Genomic DNA, 16,677 nt, shown 5'->3' with positions numbered 1-16,677 from the left:
AATTACACCTATTCTCTATAATTTTTAGTTACAACTTCTTTAATCTTTTTAGCAGTTACAGGGCCCATTCCCTCAACAGCCTTTAATTCTTCTTCTGTTGCAGTAAATATATTTTCAACCGAATTAAAATTATCTAACAGATTTTCAGCCATCACCGGCCCAACATCAGGAAGTCCTTCTACCAAAAATTTCTGGCGCTCTTTTAATGACATCGGCCTTTTTCCATATCTTATCGATATTTCTCGTTTTTCTTTTATCTGCTCTCTTTCTGCAAGTTTTACCAGTATATCTGCAGTATCTTCGATATCCCTTGAAAACATTATTGGAATCTGGTAATCGATCATTATTGAAAACATCATACCTCGTATCGCGTTTTCATGAATTCTCACAAATTCATTTCCTTCGATAATCATTAAAGGTCTTTCATATTTTTTTAAGTCCATTATCTGATTAAATAGCCTTTTATCAATGATTGAATTTTCAAAGTCCTCTGCAGTTTTTCTCTCAACTACAACCCTGTCACTTAAAATATAATCTCCAATTTCAAGGGTTTTGAATTCAACTTCTGCTCTTTCTGAAAGGTACCTGCCAATATGGCGTTCTCTTGAATCTACAATAATAGTTGCTTTGTTTGGTAGTCCATTTCTGCTTTTTTTATCGAGTTTTGTCGGTTTTTTTTCTTCTGATTTAGCAGAAGTTTTAGAATTTACAACTGATCTCAAATCCAAATAATGATCTTTATTTTCAGTTTTTTCGACTTTTTCTTCATGTAATTCTTTTAATTTTTTATTTAACGATGTCTGCATGTTTTTTAAGATATTTTTCATGTTCTTTTCTTTTGCGAGTCCTGCTCGATAGTACCCTTCATCTCGTGTTTTTTCCGCAATCAAAACGATTACCTGCCCACCTTCGCCCCTTGCAGCACGCCCCCTTCTTTGAATCATTCTAATTTCTGAAGGAACGGGTTCGTAAAATAAAACGTAATTTACACTTGAAATATCGATTCCCTCTTCTGAAACACTCGTTGAAACAAGCACGTTTGCCTCATTTTTAAACTTTTCAATTGCTTTTGCCTGTTCTTTCTGGCTCATTCCTTTTCCATCTTTATTGGATTGCCCAACAAACATTATTGCTTCAATTTCGTTTTCAGACAGTAAATCCACAATTTTTTGAACAGTATCCCGATATTGTGCAAAGATAATTATTTTTTCGTTTTCTTTTAAAATTTCACTTACAATTTCGAGCATTTTTTCGTATTTTGGGTGCTCGATGTCTAGTTCATTTAAATTTTTAACTACCTGAATAAATCTTGGATCGTTTGTAATTTCTTTTGCAGATTTTGTATTTTGGGTTAAAAGCTTTTGATAGTAATTTAAAAAAGTGCTCCTGCCTTGCGTTTCGAGCATTTCAATTGCGTGCTCTAATTTTACAGCTTCAGATGAAATTCGAAGCATTTCATACTTTATATTGTCATCCATTGACATTATTCTTTTATTTAAACCAAGTAACTCGGATTTATTTACATTTATAGTATGAATTACTCGATTTTCTTTTAAATCTCTTAAACGATCCTTTAATGCATTTTTTAAAAGAGTTAAATTTACTCCAAACTCTTCTGGAAGTTCGACACGCCTTGGTCGCATTTTTACCTTTGCAACATATGGTGAAACATCCGGATCTTCCTCAGTTTTTATTTCAACGTGTTCAATTCCTAAATTCCCGCAAATTTCAATTATTCTTTCAATATTTGAACCGGGAGATGCAGTTAATCCTAAAACGTGTGATTTTTTCTTAAATTTATTTGCAACAAACGTGTAAGAGTGATTTCCGGTTGTATGGTGTGCCTCATCCGCAATTAAAAGTGAAAATTGAGATGGTTTTAAAATTTTAGAAATGATATCGTTTTCTGCAACTTGGGGAGTTGCTATAAAGATTTTACCGGATTCCCACATTGTTTCTCGTTTTTTCGGCGAGATTTTGCCGTTTAAAATAACAATTTTTTCTGAATCGATATTTAAAAATTGATTCATGCTCTTAAAGTGCTGGTCAACCAATGGCCTTGATGGTGCGATAATCAAAACTTTTCCGTCCTGTTTTGATAAAATCCCTGCTATTGTAAGAGCTGCAATTGCAGTTTTACCAAGTCCAGTTCCAAGAACACAAAGCGTATTTTGCTTTAGTGCACTTGCCACAACGAGTTGCTGGTAAATTCTAGCTTCAATAGATTCTGGTTTTATCAAAGGATGATTTACATGCATTTTGGCACCATTACGTAATTCAGTGATTTAAAAATTTAAATAGAAAATTCTAAAGTTTATTTAAACTTACATTTTGTAAAATATATAACTAATTACTTGAAAATCGAAAAATTAATTGAAACTAAATCTAATTTTAAAAATAATATGAAAAAAGTGTTTAAATTAGTTGCTGCTGTTAATGTATTCTTCAACTTTTTCAGCAATTGTTTCGAAAACCCAGTTTCTCTTTTCTTCGTCTCTTTCAAGAAGCGTGAATCTCATTCCGTTGTGCTCTGAACAGAATGAAGTTAAAGGAACACCGCAAATTCCAGTAGATGCAAGCAAGTAGTATACAAACCTTTTATCTTCAGGAATTCCTTTTGAAATCGAGTCAACGTAAGTTTTAAGTCTACTATCCTGAATTTTCAAGGATTGGTTTTCGTTTAGATATTCTTTTTCCAAAACTATAGTGTTATAAAATGCACCATCTGTTCTATTTACATTTAATCCTTCGATATTTTTCATTTTATTGTGCGCATAATTTGAAGCTTTCTCGTAGTAGCTTTTCCTTTCTTCGAGGTATGATTTGTATCGTTTATCGGACATTATCTTTGGGATTACCTTTTGAGGCAGTGTCGTTGAACATACTTCAATCATCTTGAACTTGCAGATGTTTTCAGTGTATTTCTTGAATAATTCATCACTTTGTGTATTGTAAAACTCTGTCCAACCGCACCTTGAACCGGGCCATGGTAAATCCTTAGAAATTCCCTTTAAAGAAATTCCTGGAACATCATCTAAAACTTCAGATAAGTAGTTGTGTTTTTTTCCATTGTACACGAGGTTTGAATATATCTCGTCAGCCAATATGAAAAGATCGTATTCATTTGCAATATCTACAACGTCACTTAATACTTTCTTAGAATAAACTGCGCCTGTTGGGTTTCCAGGATTTATTAACAATATCGATGCAATTGAAGGATTGTATTTTACCTTATTTCTCAAATCATCGATATCGGGATTCCACCCATCATCCCTATCCAATTCATACATTACAGGACTACAGTTTGAGTAAAGTCCTTCTGCAGAAGAATGTGTTGAGTAAGCTGGTGTTGGGCCAATTACCCTACACTCTTTTCTCATCAATCCATAAATATTTGTGATAGCATCCCCTAAGCCGTTAAAAAACACGATCTCATCAGGCGTAATCTGTGCTCCGTTTCGGTTATTGTTTAAATCGCATAAAAATTCCCTAGTTTCCAAAAGACCCCTTGTAGGACAGTAACCATATGAACTATCATCCATCGTGGTTTCTGAAACTATTTCTTTTATCCAGAGGGGAAGTTTTTCTCCTTTGGCAATAGGATCACCAATATTTTCCCATACAATATCTAATCCCGATTTTTTGGCTTCGTTAGCCACCTTAACAATTTCTCTGATCTCGTAGGATAATTCCCCCACTCCTGAATTGACAATATCGGTTCTCATTGCTTCCACCTCCATCATGTTTTAAGTTTTAGTTTATTTTAAATTTCAAATTTTATAGTTGAAAGCTTTTTAATAGGGTTCTATTATAGCTGTTACCTTTTTTCGATAACGTCTAACTGTTCCCTTTTTATTTTTTAATATATAAAGATAACTATCAACTAATTTTTTAATAGAGCCATATTATTTATAAACTATATAAATAAAGGTAAACAGAGAATATGGAAATAGCATATAGAAAATATAATACCCTGATTTTAAAACTAAACGTTCAAAAATAAAAACCAAAGTAAAATCAACAACATAATATATCAGTTAATTAAGAAATATAAGCAATTATTATCCAAATAGTATTTTATAAATTTTTCCGCAGGTTCTTGGTGAATATAATGGCGTCATTATCAGAAATCCATATGAAAAACTTCAAATCATTTAAAAATTCAAAATTAAAAATTCCTGATGGCTTCACCGCGATACTGGGACCAAATGGATCAGGAAAATCGAACACTATCGATGGTATTTGTTTTGTCCTTGGAAAAACTTCAGCAAAATCGCTTCGTGCAGGTAAATTCAACCAGTTGATAACTTACCACAATGGAAAAAGGGAAAATTTCGCAGAAGTTACGCTTTTTTTTGATAATAAAGATAGAAAAATGCCTGTAGAGTCAGATAAAGTTGGGATATCAAGAAAAGTTAAACTAAACGGCGACAACAACTACTACATCATATGGGATGAAGAAAAAGAAGTTAAAGAAAATGGGGAAATAAAAAAAGTAATGGAAGAAAAACGGAAAAAAGTAAAAAAATCTGAAATTTTAGACGTTATTGGAAAAATATCACTTAGTGCTGACGGATTTAACATCATACTTCAAGGAGACCTTATAAAAATTATAGATACTACCCCAAATGAAAGAAGAAAAATTATCGATGAGATAAGCGGGGTTGCAGAATTTGATGAAAAAGGGGAAAAAGCGGAAAAAGAACTTGGTAAAGCAAGGGAATTTATCGAAAAAATCGATATAAGGATTAATGAAGTAAAAAATAACCTTGAAAAACTTAGAAAAGAAAAGGAAGATGCAGAAATATACGTAAAACTATCAGAAGAATTGAAAGCTACAAAATATATTCTAACTTCGAAAAAAATTGATTTCTTAAATGGAGTTTTAGAAAAAACTAAAGAAGAAATCGAAGCTCTTAAAGAAATGAAAGTCTGTTTCTTAAAAGAAATTTCTGAATACGATGTAAAATCAAATGATATTAGAAATCGGCTTCAAAATTTAATAAATGAGCTAAATGAAAAAGGAAATGAAGAGATAATGGAACTTCACAAGTCTATTAAAGAAATGGAAGTTACCGTTGATAACGACAAAAAATCATTAAATGGGGCTTTAGATGACTTGAAAAATGTAAATTCACAGTCAGAAAAAAAAGGACAGGATTTAGTGGAAACTAGACAAAAAATAGAAACTATAAGGACTGAAACCCTAGAAAAAGAAGCAGAAATTAAAACTTTAAAGACTGAAATGGAAAATCTAGAAACTGAAAAGAAGAAATTGAAGTCAAAAGTCGAAGAAAGCGAAACTCAAACTGAAATTTTAAAACAGCAAGAACGAAAACTATCTGAAAAACTAAATGAAAGTCAGAACGAACATTACAATTTAAAAAATGAATTCAATGCTCTTGAAAATGAAATCAATAAAAAATCATTTAATTTAACTAAGAATAAAGAAACCATTGAAACTTTACAGAAAGAACTCGATGATATAAAGTCAGAGGGTGAAGATACAAAGGCACTCTATAAAGAACTTGAAGACGTTGCTGTTGAGCTTGAATACTCTAAAAAGAAAGTTATCACGCTTTTGGAAGATAAAAAAGAATATCAAGAAAAATTGGATAACTCTCACGCTGATTACATTAAAGAAAATGCTAAAATCAAAGCAATGAAAGATATGGAAGATTTCAGTATAGATAGGGCTGTAAAAAGTGTTCTTGAAGCAAAATTGCCGGGAGTAGTAGATATTGCAGGAAATCTCGGGAAAACCGATGCGGAATACAAAACTGCAATTGAAAATGCCGGTGGAAACAGGCTTAATTACATCGTTGTAAAAAGAATGGATGATGGTGCAAGAGCAATTCATTATTTAAAAAAGAATAATCTTGGTAGAACTACATTCTTACCACTCGATAGAATCAATGGGCCTGAAGCACTTTATCTGGATGATGAAGGTGTAGTTGGAAGAGCAATCGATCTTGTTGAATATAAACCGGAATACGAAGACCTCTTTAGATACGTTTTTGGGAATACTATAATCGTTGAAAACTTAGATTATGCGAAAATTCTCTCAAAAGACCACAGAGCAAGATTTGTAACCCTTGAAGGCGAAGTTATCGAACCATCCGGTGCAATGATTGGTGGACGTTCACGAAAAAAATCAGTTATTAAAGTAGATATTGATACTTCAAGGATTGAAAAACTTGCAGAACAGATTTCAGAACTTGATAGCACATTAACTGAAACTAAAGATGAAATTGAAAGATTGCAGAATAAAAATGCGACATACTCGACAAGAAAAATGGAACTTGAAAGCAGATTAAAAATTATTCGCGATACGGAACATAGAAAAGAAGGAATACTAACAAATAACGGAATAAAAATTAAAGAACTTGAATTGGAATCTAAAAAGTTAGAAGAAGAACTCGATTATTTAGATGGTTCAAAAGAAGAACTTGAGAGAAAAATTGAAGAATACACTAAAAAAATTAATGAATTTACAGCACAGCGAAGTAGAATTTCCGAAGAAATAACATCTTTTGAAAATTCAGAACATTCCAAAAGAATCAAAGTAATTGATGAAACTATCCTTAATTTTGAAAAGAAAAAGAATGAATTTGAAAACGAAATAAAAAGGGATGCAGTACTCATCAAAGAAATTTTAATCCCTAAAATAAGCGAATTAAATAATAACATTAAAGAATTAAGTGAAAAAAGAGTAATTCTCGAACAAAATATTCAATTCTACAAAGCTAATGTTGAAAAGAACTTCGAAATTCTAAAAAACAAAAAAGAACGCTACGAAGACCTTACAAAGGACTTAAGAGAACTTACCGAAAAGAAAGAAGCCTTTGAAAAAGAACTGGAAATGTTAAATGGCGAAAAAAGAAGAGTTTATGGAAGAATTAACCAGAACGAAAGCCAGATAAACAGCCTTTCAATCGACATGGCAAAATACGAAACGAGACTTGAAGAAGAAAATAGGAAATTGTACGTTTGTGAAAATATCGAACATATATCTGAAGATATTACTTCAAAAATAAAAGAATTCGACGTAGATGCTCTTGAAAGCCATCAGATCGACCTTGAAGGACATATAAAAAAATTAGAACCAATAAACATGCGTGCTATTGAAGACTATCAATTCATAGTTGATAGATACGATGAACTATTCGAAAAAAGAACAGATTATGAAAATGAAGAGAAAAAATACCTCCAGTTAATAGAAGAAGTTAGCAAAAGGAAAAAAGAAGTATTCATGGATACTTATGTAAAAGTTGCTGAAAATTATGAAAAGATATATACTGAAATTGGTGGAAGTGGAAAATTAAGTCTTGAAAATTCGGACGATCCATTTTCAGGTGGTTTATTAATTGATGCTTCACCAATGAATAAAAAATTACAGAGTCTTGATGTAATGAGTGGTGGTGAGAAGTCGCTTACTGCGCTTGCATTCTTGTTTGCAATTCAGCATTTGAATCCTGCTCCGTTCTATGTGCTTGACGAGGTTGATGCTGCACTTGATACGAAAAATGCAGGATTAATCGGTGAAATGATTAAGAATGCGTCAAAAAATTCACAGTTCATTGTAATATCTCACCGTGAACAGATGATAAGTAAATCTGACGTGATGTATGGGGTTTGTATGGAAAATGGGCTTAGTAAATTAGTTGGATTAAAAATATAAGTGATTTAAAATAAAATTCGGTGAATATCATGAAAAGTATTTTGGATGAAACTATTGAAATATCGTCTGATTTAATAGCAATAAACTCGGTAAATCCAACTTTTGGTGGAGTTGGAGAAAAAGAAAAGTCAATTTACATAAAAAATAAATTAAAAGAATATCATGAAAAGTATTCGATAAAAAACTGTAAAATAAGTGAATACAATACAATCGATTCTAACGGAATAGAAAGGCCAAATATCGTTTCAAAATACGACTTTGGAAAAGATACATCATTAACAATAATTTCCCACATGGATATCGTCCCTGAGGGTGATTTTGGTCTTTGGAATTCCGATCCGTTCAAAGCTGAAATAAAAGACGGGATAATTTATGGCAGAGGCAGTGAAGACAATCATAAAGGAATCGTTTCATCTTTTTTACTTTTAAAAATGATTTTTGAAGAAAAAATCTATCCAAAATACAATTTAAATCTAATTTTTGTGTCAGATGAAGAGGATGGTAGTGAATACGGGCTTTCATATCTTGTAAATAACTTTAAAAATGAACTTTTTGATTCGAAAGACTTGATAATCGTTCCAGATTTTGGAATGCCCGAAGGAGAATTTATAGAAATTGCCGAAAAAAATATACTCTGGCTAAATTTTAAAATTAAGGGGAAACAGTGTCATGGAAGTACCCCTGAAAATGGATTTAACGCAGATGTTATGGCGTTTTCATTTGGAAAAGGGCTCTATGATACATTATATAATAAATACAGTGAACTTGATTCGATATTCAATCCACCATTTTCAACGTTTGAACCTACAATTTTAAGAAATAATGTTGAAAACACAAATACGATTCCAGGATACGTTGAATTGAACTTTGATTGCAGAATAATTCCAAAATACGATCCAAAAGAAGTATTGGTGGATATTGAAAACTACATTGAAGATTTTAAAAACGAAATTGAAAAACATGTTGTTCACTTTGATATTTCTGAAAAAGAAAATATTTCAATAGAATATGAAATTTTAAAACTTGAAAAAACGGAAAAAACAAAAACTGATTCAGAAGTTGTGGAAAAATTAGGATCTGCAATTAAAAATGTGTTAAATAAAGAACCTGTTTTATGTGGGATGGGCGGTGGAACCGTTGCTGCATTTTTGAGGGAAAAAAAATACAATGTTGCAGTTTGGGGGATAGGGTATGAGACTGCACACCAACCAAACGAACATATCAAAATAGAACATTTGATACAAATGGCTGAAATTTATCTCGATATCTTAAAATAAGTGGTAATTGTGTACGTTTTAAAAATTGGCGGAAGTTTAACTAATAATGCAGAAAAACTTCTTCAAAGTCTTGAAAAATCTGGAGAAAAAATTGTAATTATTCCGGGTGGCGGAAATTTCGCAAATAATGTTCGAACCCTTCATGAAAATGGGAAAATTACCGATATTTCTGCACACAAACTTGCAACATTGTGTACTGACATTACTGGAACCTATTTTTCCGAAATTTCCGGGATAAAAACAGCAGATAATCTTTTTGATGCGAAAAAAATCCTTCAAAATGAAAGTATAGTTATAATACTTCCGTCAAAGATTATACTAAGTACTGATGAATTGCCCTGTTCTTGGGAAGTTACTTCGGATTCTTTTGCAGGATATATCACAAAATTATTAAAATCTAAAACACTAATTATAGCCACCGACGTCGACGGAATTTATGATAAATATCCTGAGGGAAAACTATTAAATACAATAAATACAAAAACGATTAAAGGTTTTACGTCTGTGGATAAACACCTACCAAAACTTATATCCGAATACGGCATTGAGTGCTTCGTTGTTAACGGAAATCATCCTGAGAGAATAAACAACATTTTTAAAGGCGTATTTGATACGTATACGAAAATAACCTTGAAATAAAACACTATGGTGAGAACATGAAACAAAAATGTACTTCCTGCAATGCAGAAATTGCACCTAGAGAAAATGCTACAAAATTCTTGTGCCCTAACTGTGGAAAAGCAGAACTGGTAAGATGCGAAAAATGCAGAAAATTAAGCAACACGTACAACTGCCCAGTATGTGGATACGAAGGTCCTTAAATTAGTCTAAAAACGAAAATTAGGTGAAAATTATGGCAACAGTTATCGCAAAAGTAAAAGTAATGCCTACAAGCCCAGAAGTAGAAAAAGAAGCTTTAAAAGAAACATTAAAAGAACTCGTTGAAAACAACGACGCAAAATGTAGAGGAGTTTCCGACGAACCACTTGCATTTGGACTTTACACGGTATTTGTAATGGTTGAAATGGAAGAGAAAGAAGGCGGAATGGACCCTATCGAAGAAGCTATGAACGCTTTAGAAAATGTAGAAAGCGCTGAAGTAGTTGAACTTTCACTCGTTTAATTTCACCAATACTAATTTTTTAACTAACGAAAAATAGCCCTAACTTAAAACAACACTCATTTTGAGCTTTAATTCGAGATATGGGATTGTTATGATAAACTATATAAATAAGTTTAAGCAAATAAAAAAGGCTATTGACTATATGGATGATAGGGGATACTCTATCAATGTAACACATGAAAATAATCCCGTTATAGAGATTGGAAATAAAAAAACCAATCTAATAATAAAAAACATGATTGGAAACGTGAAAGTACACTACATCAATACAGCTAAACTCCTGTTAAAGATGAGAGACTAACCCGATTGAGGTGAAGACGATGGCTAAACTAAAATACAAAGTTGAAGCTGACCCAAAAAACACTGCAAGAGCTATGGGCAGAACTTTAAGAATATCAAGAAAACATGCTATTGAACTTTGCAGAGAATTATCTGGAATGAAATTAGATGCTGCTGTTGCATACTTAAACAGAGTAATCGCATTAGAAACACCAGTACCATTCAAAGTTCACAACAAAGACTTACCACACAGAAAAGGAAAAATTGGAACGCACTCAGGTAGATTCCCACAGAAAGCTTCGCTAGAAATCTTACAAGTTTTAGATAACGCTAAGAAAAACGCTGAGCAAAAAGGATTAAACACAGAAAAATTAAGAATTAAACACATATCTTCAAACAGAGGCTTCACAATTAAAAGATACATGCCAAGAGCATTTGGTAGAGCAAGCCCTAAAAACCAAGAAACAATACATATCCAAGTAATCCTTGAAGAATTCTACTAATGGTGAAACAATGATTGAAAGAACATTTGTTGGAGAAAATGTTTCCGAAACATTAATCGACGAATACTTTAAAACTAAATTAGTTAGAGCAGGATACAGCCACATCGACCTTAAAAAAACACCGATTGGAACAAGAATAACTGTATTCGCTGAAAAACCAGGCTTCGTTATCGGAAGAAAAGGAAAAATGGTTAAAGAATTAACAGAAACACTTGCAAAAGAATACGCTGTTAAAAACCCGCAAATTGAAGTTAAACAGGTTGAAAACCCAGATTTAGATCCTGCAATCGTAGGTCACAAAATCGCATCTTCATTAGAAAGAGGAATGCACTTTAGAAGAACAGCACACTCTGCAATAAGAAGAGTTATGGGCTCAGGTGCAAAAGGGGTATCCATTATCGTTTCTGGAAAATTATCCGGAGAAAGATCAAGAACTGAAAAGTTCATGGATGGATACATGAAACACTGTGGTGAACCTGCTGAAGCACTCGTAAACAAATCACACCAGTTAGCAAAATTAAAACTCGGTGTTGTAGGCGTTACAGTAAAAATTATGAAACCTGATGTAACATTACCTGATGAAATCACAATTTTATCCGGCGAAATCAAAGAAGTTACTGAATATAGTGAAGCATCCCAAGAATAAGGTGATTTGAATGGCGATCTTAAAAGCTAGCGAGATTAGGGAACTTTCAGCTGAAGAAATGAAAGGAAAAATCGCAGAATTAAAAAGAGAATTAATGAAAGAAGGCGTAAACAAGTCAACAGGCGGTGCACCTTCAAACCCCGGTAAGATCAGCGAAATCAAAAGAACAATCGCAAGAATCTTAACCATCATGAACGAAAAAGAAGCTCAAGCAAAAAATGCTTAAGCATAATTTTAAATACCATCAATCAGTAAGTATATCCAGTATACTTATAACAAAATTAGTCTATCAAGATGAGAGGTGCATTGATGCCAGAGATTTGTCCTATATGTGGTTTACCAAAAGATTTGTGTGTCTGTGAAGAGATTGCAAAGGAAGAACAGAAAATTAAAGTTTACGTAACTAAAAGAAGGTTTGGTAAGCTGATGACAGTCGTCGACGGCTTTGATGCGGACTTGATTGATGTAAAAGATTTGGCTAAAAAGTTAAAAGATATATGCGCTTGTGGCGGAACTGTAAAGAAAGATTCTATCGAGTTACAGGGAGACCACAGGAGAAAAGCTGAAGAAACCCTTATCAAAATGGGATTCTCAAAAGACATGATTGATGTCAGATAATTATCTATTCACATGAGTATGTGGATACTGAAAATGTACACCCCATGCTCAGAGGGTAGGGACACCCATGAAATTGTCACAAAATATATTGAGACATGAATTAATTGGATTAGACCTTGAAGTTGTAAAATCTACTGATTCGGGTTTAATTTCAACAAAAGGTAGAGTAATCAACGAAACTAGAAACACACTAGTTCTTGAAAAAGAAAACGGCAAGGAAATTACCGTTGTGAAAGAAATTTCAACATTCAGAATTGATTTCAAAAATTCTGGAGACGTTGTAAAAGTAGACATTGACGGAAGACTACTTGTTGGACGACCTGAAGACAGGTTGAAAAGAAAAATAAAACAACTCTACTCGTACTAAGCTTCTCAGCTATTTTAAATGTCCCAAATTGAAAATAAGAATTAAAATTTAAGTTCTAAACAGGCGTTAGTGGTATTTATGAAAATATTATATACCTGTAGCCCGTATTAAATCTGGAACTTTAAAATCGACATTAAACACTCTAAATATAGGAGGTACAATTTATGTCAAACATTGGAATCGATGTAAAAGCTCCTGAACACGTTTGTGAAGATCCTAACTGTCCGTTCCACGGTACTTTATCCGTTAGAGGACAAATATTCGAAGGAACCGTTACAAGTGACAAAGGACACGACACAATCGTGCTCAAAAGAGAAGTTACTGGATACATATCCAAGTACGAAAGATATGAAAAAAGAACAACTTCATTGGTTGCACACAACCCTGCATGCATCAAAGCAAAAGTTGGCGACACTGTGAAAGTTATGGAATGCAGGCCTATCAGTAAAACAAAATCATTTGTTGTAATTGAAAAAACTGAAAACCTGGAATAATCCTTTAAAAGGTGAATATTATGAAAGGACTAGGTTCAACAATCGTAAGATCATTACCGAACGGAGCAAGACTTGTCTGTGCAGATAACACAGGTGCAAAGGAGCTCGAAGTAATTGCAGTTAAAAACTACGTAGGTACTGTAAGAAGATTACCTGCAGGTGGTGTAGGCCACATGGTTTTCGTTTCAGTAAAGAAAGGTACTCCTGAAATGAGAAAACAGGTTTTACCTGCAATTATCATCAGACAGAAAAAAGAATACAAAAGAGCTGACGGTACAAGAGTAAAATTCGAAGATAACGCAGCTGTTATTGTTACTCCAGAAGGAACACCAAAAGGTTCAGAAATCAAAGGTCCAGTTTCAAAAGAAGCTGCTGAAAGATGGCCTGGTGTTTCAAGATTAGCTAAAATTATTCACTAATTAGGCATGTGGTGAAATCATGGTTTTGACAAACTCAAAACAGCCAAGAAAACAAAGAAAAGCACTCTATAACGCACCTTTACATTTAAGAAATAGCGTTATGGCTGCAATGTTATCAAAAGAATTGAAAGAAAAATTCAATAAAAACTCCCTTCCTGTGAAAAAAGGAGATACTGTAAAAGTACTCAGAGGAAATTTCAAAGGAATTGAAGGGGAAGTTTCAAAAGTTGACTACGCAGGATACAAAATCATTGTTGAAGGAGTAGTTAACAAAAAACAAGATGGAACTGAAACAGCATATCCAATTCATCCATCAAATGTTATGATTACCAAATTGGACGAATCAGACGAAAAGAGATTTAAAAATTCAAGTAACTAAGAGGTGTGAGCATGGCAATTAAAGGACCTAGAAAACATCTTAAAAGATTGGCTGCTCCAGCAAATTGGCAACTTCCTAGAAAAGTAAAAGCATTTACTGTAAGACCATCACCTGGACCACACTCAATGGATAAATCCTTACCTTTATTGTTAGTTGTAAGAGATGTATTAAAATACGCTGATAACGCAAGAGAAGCTAAAAAAATTATCCAAACGGGAAAAATCTTAATCGATGGATTAAAAAGAAAGGAATACAAACACCCTGCTGGATTAATGGATGTTTTATCAATCCCTGAAATGGATGAAAACTACCTTGTATTATTTGACGAAAGCGGAAGAATCAGCTTGAAAAAAACTGACAAAGCAGATGCAAAATTATGCAAAATCGTGAACAAAACTGTCATAAAAGGCGGTCACATTCAATTAAACCTTCACGATGGTAGAAACCAGATTGTAAAAGTTTCAGATGCTACAAAAGCAGAAGAAGATGTTTACAAAACCGGAGACAGCGTTTTAGTTTCAATTCCAGAACAGTCAATTGTTGGACATGTTGCATTCGGCGAAGGAAAATTAGCATACGTAACTGGCGGTAAACACGTTGGAGAATTTGCTAAAATCGTTGAAGTGGAAAACAGAGCATTGTACTCAGACATTGTAACTTTAGAAAACAAAGACGGCGAGAAATTTAAAACCGTTAAGCCTTACGTATTTATCGTAGGTCAAGACGAGCCAGTAATTTCGATGTAATGCCCATAAAATTAGAGGAGGACGAAACATGTCATTCCAAGAAGTTTGGGAAAAAGAACCTATGAAAAAACCAAGAATCCAAAAAATCACTGTAAACTTCGGTGTAGGTGAAGCTGGAGATAGGTTAACAATAGGTGCAAAAGTTATTGAAGAACTCACCGGCCAATCGCCAGTAAGGACTTTAGCTAAACAGACAAACCCTGCATATGGTATCAGAAAAAAGTTACCAATTGGATTAAAAGTAACATTAAGAGGAAAAAACGCGGAAGAATTCCTCAAAAATGCGTTCACTGCATTCAAAGCATGCGGTAAAGTACTCTACGCGTCATCATTTGACCAAGTTGGAAACTTCTCATTTGGTGTTCCTGAACATATTGACTTCCCAGGTCAAAAATACGACCCATCAGTTGGAATTTATGGTATGGATGTCTGTGTAACCTTCGATAAAGCAGGATACAGAGTAAAATCCAGAAAATTAAAAAGAAGCCACATTCCAAAGAAACACTTAGTTACCAAAGACGAAGCTATCGAATACATCCAAACTAAATTCGATACCGAAGTAGTTAGGGAATAAGGTGAAAGAATGACAAAAGCACCATTTAAGACAAAATTCGGCCAAGGTTCAAAAGTTTGCAAAAGATGCGGAAGAAAAGGACCAGGAATTATCAGAAAATACGGATTAAATTTATGCAGACAATGCTTCAGAGAATTAGCACCAAAATTAGGATTTAAAAAGTACGATTAAGGACAAGGAGGTAACAATATGAGTTTAATGGACCCTCTTGCAAACGCATTAAACCACGTATCCAACTGCGAAAGTGTGGGTAAAAACGTAGCTTACTTGAAACCTGCTTCAAAATTAATTGGAAGAGTTCTAAATGTTATGCAGGATCAAGGATACATTGGAAACTTCGAATACATTGAAGACGGAAAAGCAGGTGTCTACAAAGTTGATTTAATCGGACAAATCAACAAGTGTGGAGCTGTAAAGCCTAGATACGCAGTTAAAAACCATGACTTCGAAAAATTCGAAAAGAGATACTTACCAGCTAAAGGTTTCGGATTGTTAATCGTAAGTACCCCAAAAGGATTAATGACACACGACGAAGCTAGAAACGCTGGAGTAGGTGGAAGATTAATTTCCTACATATACTAAGGACATTATGGAGGTATTCTTATGCCAGTTGCAGCTTTAATAAGGGAAGAAATCGAAATTCCTGAAAACGTCAACGTTGAAATTAATGGCAACACAGTTGCTGTTAAATCTGGTGCAAAAGAACTCAGAAGAGATTTAATGTACCCGGGAATCGAAATAAGCACAGAAGACGGAAAAGTTGTTATTGAGTGTACATTCCCAAGAAAAGTACAAACCGCAATTGTTGGAACCTACAGATCACACATTCAAAACATGATCACAGGCGTTACTGACGGATTTGAATACAAATTAGTAATCAGATACGCTCACTTCCCAATGAAAGTTAGTGCTAAAGGAAACACTGTAACCATTGACAACTTCTTAGGAGAAAAATACACTAGAACTGCTAAAATCATGGATGGAGTCACTGTAAAAGTTAGTGGTGAAGAAGTGATTGTAAGTGGAGCTAACAAAGAATTTGTTGGTCAAACCGCTGCAAACATTGAACAAGCTACTAAAGTTAAAGGAAGAGACACAAGAATATTCCAAGATGGCATCTACATTGTAGAAAAAGCAGGGAAAGTATTATAAGGTGGTCTCATGAGTGAATTCAAAAGATTAATGAGATTAAAACTCAAAATGAAACAAAAAAGACCTGAATTTAAAAGACAGGACTGGTTCAAGTGTTCAAGAATTGGAACTAGCTGGAGAAGACCTTTCGGTAAACACAGCGGTATGAGAATAGGATTGACACACAGAGCTGCTGTTGCTACAGTAGGTTACAGAGGACCTGCTCTTGTTAGAGGATTACACCCATCAGGTTTACAAGATATTCTTGTTAACAACGTAAAAGAATTAGTTGCATTAAACCCTGAAATTCAAGGCGCAAGAATTGCAGCTACCGTTGGTAAAAGAAAAAGAATAGAAATCGTTAAAAAAGCTAATGAATTAGGAATTAGAGTTTTTAACGTATCCAAACAAAAACAGGACGAATTCTTAAGTTTATAATC

General features: G+C 33.6%; 22 protein-coding genes. 20 read left to right on the top strand and 2 right to left on the bottom strand.

The genetic code is table 11. The features are described 5' to 3' along the window. Window positions 1-8: 8 nt before the first annotated feature. Complete coding sequence (locus MMARC5_RS00940; protein ID WP_011867958.1) at window positions 9-2,258, bottom strand: DEAD/DEAH box helicase; 2,250 nt, start codon at window positions 2,256-2,258, stop codon at window positions 9-11. 162 nt (window positions 2,259-2,420) lie between these two features. Then, the gene (locus tag MMARC5_RS00935) at window positions 2,421-3,725 is read right to left on the bottom strand and encodes a pyridoxal phosphate-dependent aminotransferase (protein WP_011867957.1); all 1,305 of its coding nucleotides are present in this window, start codon (window positions 3,723-3,725) and stop codon (window positions 2,421-2,423) included. Between the two features lie 386 nt (window positions 3,726-4,111). Between MMARC5_RS00935 and smc the strand changes: the two genes are divergently transcribed. The 20 genes from smc to MMARC5_RS00835 all read left to right on the top strand — a co-directional run bounded on the left by smc (window position 4,112) and on the right by MMARC5_RS00835 (window position 16,675). Beyond that, entirely contained in the window at window positions 4,112-7,681 is a 3,570-nt protein-coding gene (smc, locus tag MMARC5_RS00930; protein WP_011867956.1) for a chromosome segregation protein SMC, read from the top strand. Window positions 7,682-7,710: 29 nt separating this feature from the next. Beyond that, entirely contained in the window at window positions 7,711-8,958 is a 1,248-nt protein-coding gene (locus MMARC5_RS00925; protein ID WP_011867955.1) for a M20 family metallo-hydrolase, read from the top strand. Further along, window positions 8,959-9,597 carry a [5-(aminomethyl)furan-3-yl]methyl phosphate kinase gene (mfnE, locus tag MMARC5_RS00920; protein ID WP_011867954.1) on the top strand — a complete coding sequence of 213 codons (639 nt, stop codon included), beginning with the start codon at window positions 8,959-8,961 and terminating at the stop codon, window positions 9,595-9,597. It abuts the gene before it with no gap. 17 nt (window positions 9,598-9,614) lie between these two features. After that, window positions 9,615-9,779, top strand: a complete 165-nt coding sequence (locus tag MMARC5_RS00915; protein ID WP_011867953.1) for a zinc finger domain-containing protein — start codon at window positions 9,615-9,617, stop codon at window positions 9,777-9,779. A gap of 32 nt (window positions 9,780-9,811) precedes the next feature. Then, window positions 9,812-10,081, top strand: a complete 270-nt coding sequence (locus MMARC5_RS00910; protein WP_011867952.1) for an elongation factor 1-beta — start codon at window positions 9,812-9,814, stop codon at window positions 10,079-10,081. Window positions 10,082-10,172: 91 nt separating this feature from the next. Then, the gene (locus MMARC5_RS00905) at window positions 10,173-10,382 is read left to right on the top strand and encodes a hypothetical protein (RefSeq protein ID WP_011867951.1); all 210 of its coding nucleotides are present in this window, start codon (window positions 10,173-10,175) and stop codon (window positions 10,380-10,382) included. Between the two features lie 19 nt (window positions 10,383-10,401). Further along, window positions 10,402-10,863, top strand: coding sequence for a 50S ribosomal protein L22 (locus MMARC5_RS00900; RefSeq protein WP_011867950.1), 462 nt, complete (start codon window positions 10,402-10,404; stop codon window positions 10,861-10,863). A 10-nt stretch (window positions 10,864-10,873) separates the two neighbouring features. After that, window positions 10,874-11,509, top strand: coding sequence for a 30S ribosomal protein S3 (locus MMARC5_RS00895; protein WP_011867949.1), 636 nt, complete (start codon window positions 10,874-10,876; stop codon window positions 11,507-11,509). Window positions 11,510-11,519: 10 nt separating this feature from the next. Further along, a complete protein-coding gene (rpmC, locus tag MMARC5_RS00890; protein ID WP_011867948.1) occupies window positions 11,520-11,735 on the top strand; it encodes a 50S ribosomal protein L29 in 216 nt (71 codons plus the stop codon). Between the two features lie 83 nt (window positions 11,736-11,818). Further along, window positions 11,819-12,127: a stress response translation initiation inhibitor YciH gene (gene yciH / locus MMARC5_RS00885; protein WP_011171350.1), complete on the top strand. Its 309-nt coding sequence runs from the start codon at window positions 11,819-11,821 to the stop codon at window positions 12,125-12,127. 67 nt (window positions 12,128-12,194) lie between these two features. Further along, window positions 12,195-12,494 (top strand): ribonuclease P protein component 1, encoded by a 300-nt coding sequence (gene rnp1 / locus MMARC5_RS00880; protein WP_011867947.1) that lies wholly within the window; start codon window positions 12,195-12,197, stop codon window positions 12,492-12,494. Window positions 12,495-12,658: 164 nt separating this feature from the next. Further along, window positions 12,659-12,988: a 30S ribosomal protein S17 gene (locus MMARC5_RS00875; RefSeq protein ID WP_011867946.1), complete on the top strand. Its 330-nt coding sequence runs from the start codon at window positions 12,659-12,661 to the stop codon at window positions 12,986-12,988. Window positions 12,989-13,008: 20 nt separating this feature from the next. Then, a complete protein-coding gene (locus MMARC5_RS00870; protein ID WP_011867945.1) occupies window positions 13,009-13,407 on the top strand; it encodes a 50S ribosomal protein L14 in 399 nt (132 codons plus the stop codon). Between the two features lie 19 nt (window positions 13,408-13,426). After that, window positions 13,427-13,786, top strand: a complete 360-nt coding sequence (gene rplX / locus MMARC5_RS00865; protein WP_011867944.1) for a 50S ribosomal protein L24 — start codon at window positions 13,427-13,429, stop codon at window positions 13,784-13,786. An 11-nt stretch (window positions 13,787-13,797) separates the two neighbouring features. Next, window positions 13,798-14,532, top strand: coding sequence for a 30S ribosomal protein S4e (locus tag MMARC5_RS00860; protein ID WP_011867943.1), 735 nt, complete (start codon window positions 13,798-13,800; stop codon window positions 14,530-14,532). A gap of 28 nt (window positions 14,533-14,560) precedes the next feature. Then, window positions 14,561-15,106 carry a 50S ribosomal protein L5 gene (locus MMARC5_RS00855; RefSeq protein WP_011867942.1) on the top strand — a complete coding sequence of 182 codons (546 nt, stop codon included), beginning with the start codon at window positions 14,561-14,563 and terminating at the stop codon, window positions 15,104-15,106. Window positions 15,107-15,115: 9 nt separating this feature from the next. Beyond that, window positions 15,116-15,277, top strand: a complete 162-nt coding sequence (locus MMARC5_RS00850; RefSeq protein WP_011867941.1) for a 30S ribosomal protein S14 — start codon at window positions 15,116-15,118, stop codon at window positions 15,275-15,277. A gap of 18 nt (window positions 15,278-15,295) precedes the next feature. Further along, window positions 15,296-15,688 carry a 30S ribosomal protein S8 gene (locus tag MMARC5_RS00845; protein WP_011171358.1) on the top strand — a complete coding sequence of 131 codons (393 nt, stop codon included), beginning with the start codon at window positions 15,296-15,298 and terminating at the stop codon, window positions 15,686-15,688. Window positions 15,689-15,709: 21 nt separating this feature from the next. Further along, a complete protein-coding gene (locus MMARC5_RS00840) occupies window positions 15,710-16,258 on the top strand; it encodes a 50S ribosomal protein L6 (RefSeq protein ID WP_011867940.1) in 549 nt (182 codons plus the stop codon). A gap of 9 nt (window positions 16,259-16,267) precedes the next feature. Further along, window positions 16,268-16,675: a 50S ribosomal protein L32e gene (locus tag MMARC5_RS00835; RefSeq protein WP_011867939.1), complete on the top strand. Its 408-nt coding sequence runs from the start codon at window positions 16,268-16,270 to the stop codon at window positions 16,673-16,675. Window positions 16,676-16,677 lie beyond the last annotated feature (2 nt).

The sequence above is a fragment of the Methanococcus maripaludis C5 genome (assembly GCF_000016125.1).
GTDB classification, from domain to species: domain Archaea; phylum AGJL01; class Methanococci; order Methanococcales; family Methanococcaceae; genus Methanococcus; species Methanococcus maripaludis_D.
The sequence above is the reverse complement of the archived record's forward strand: the minus strand, read 5'-3'. Positions and strand labels throughout refer to the sequence as shown.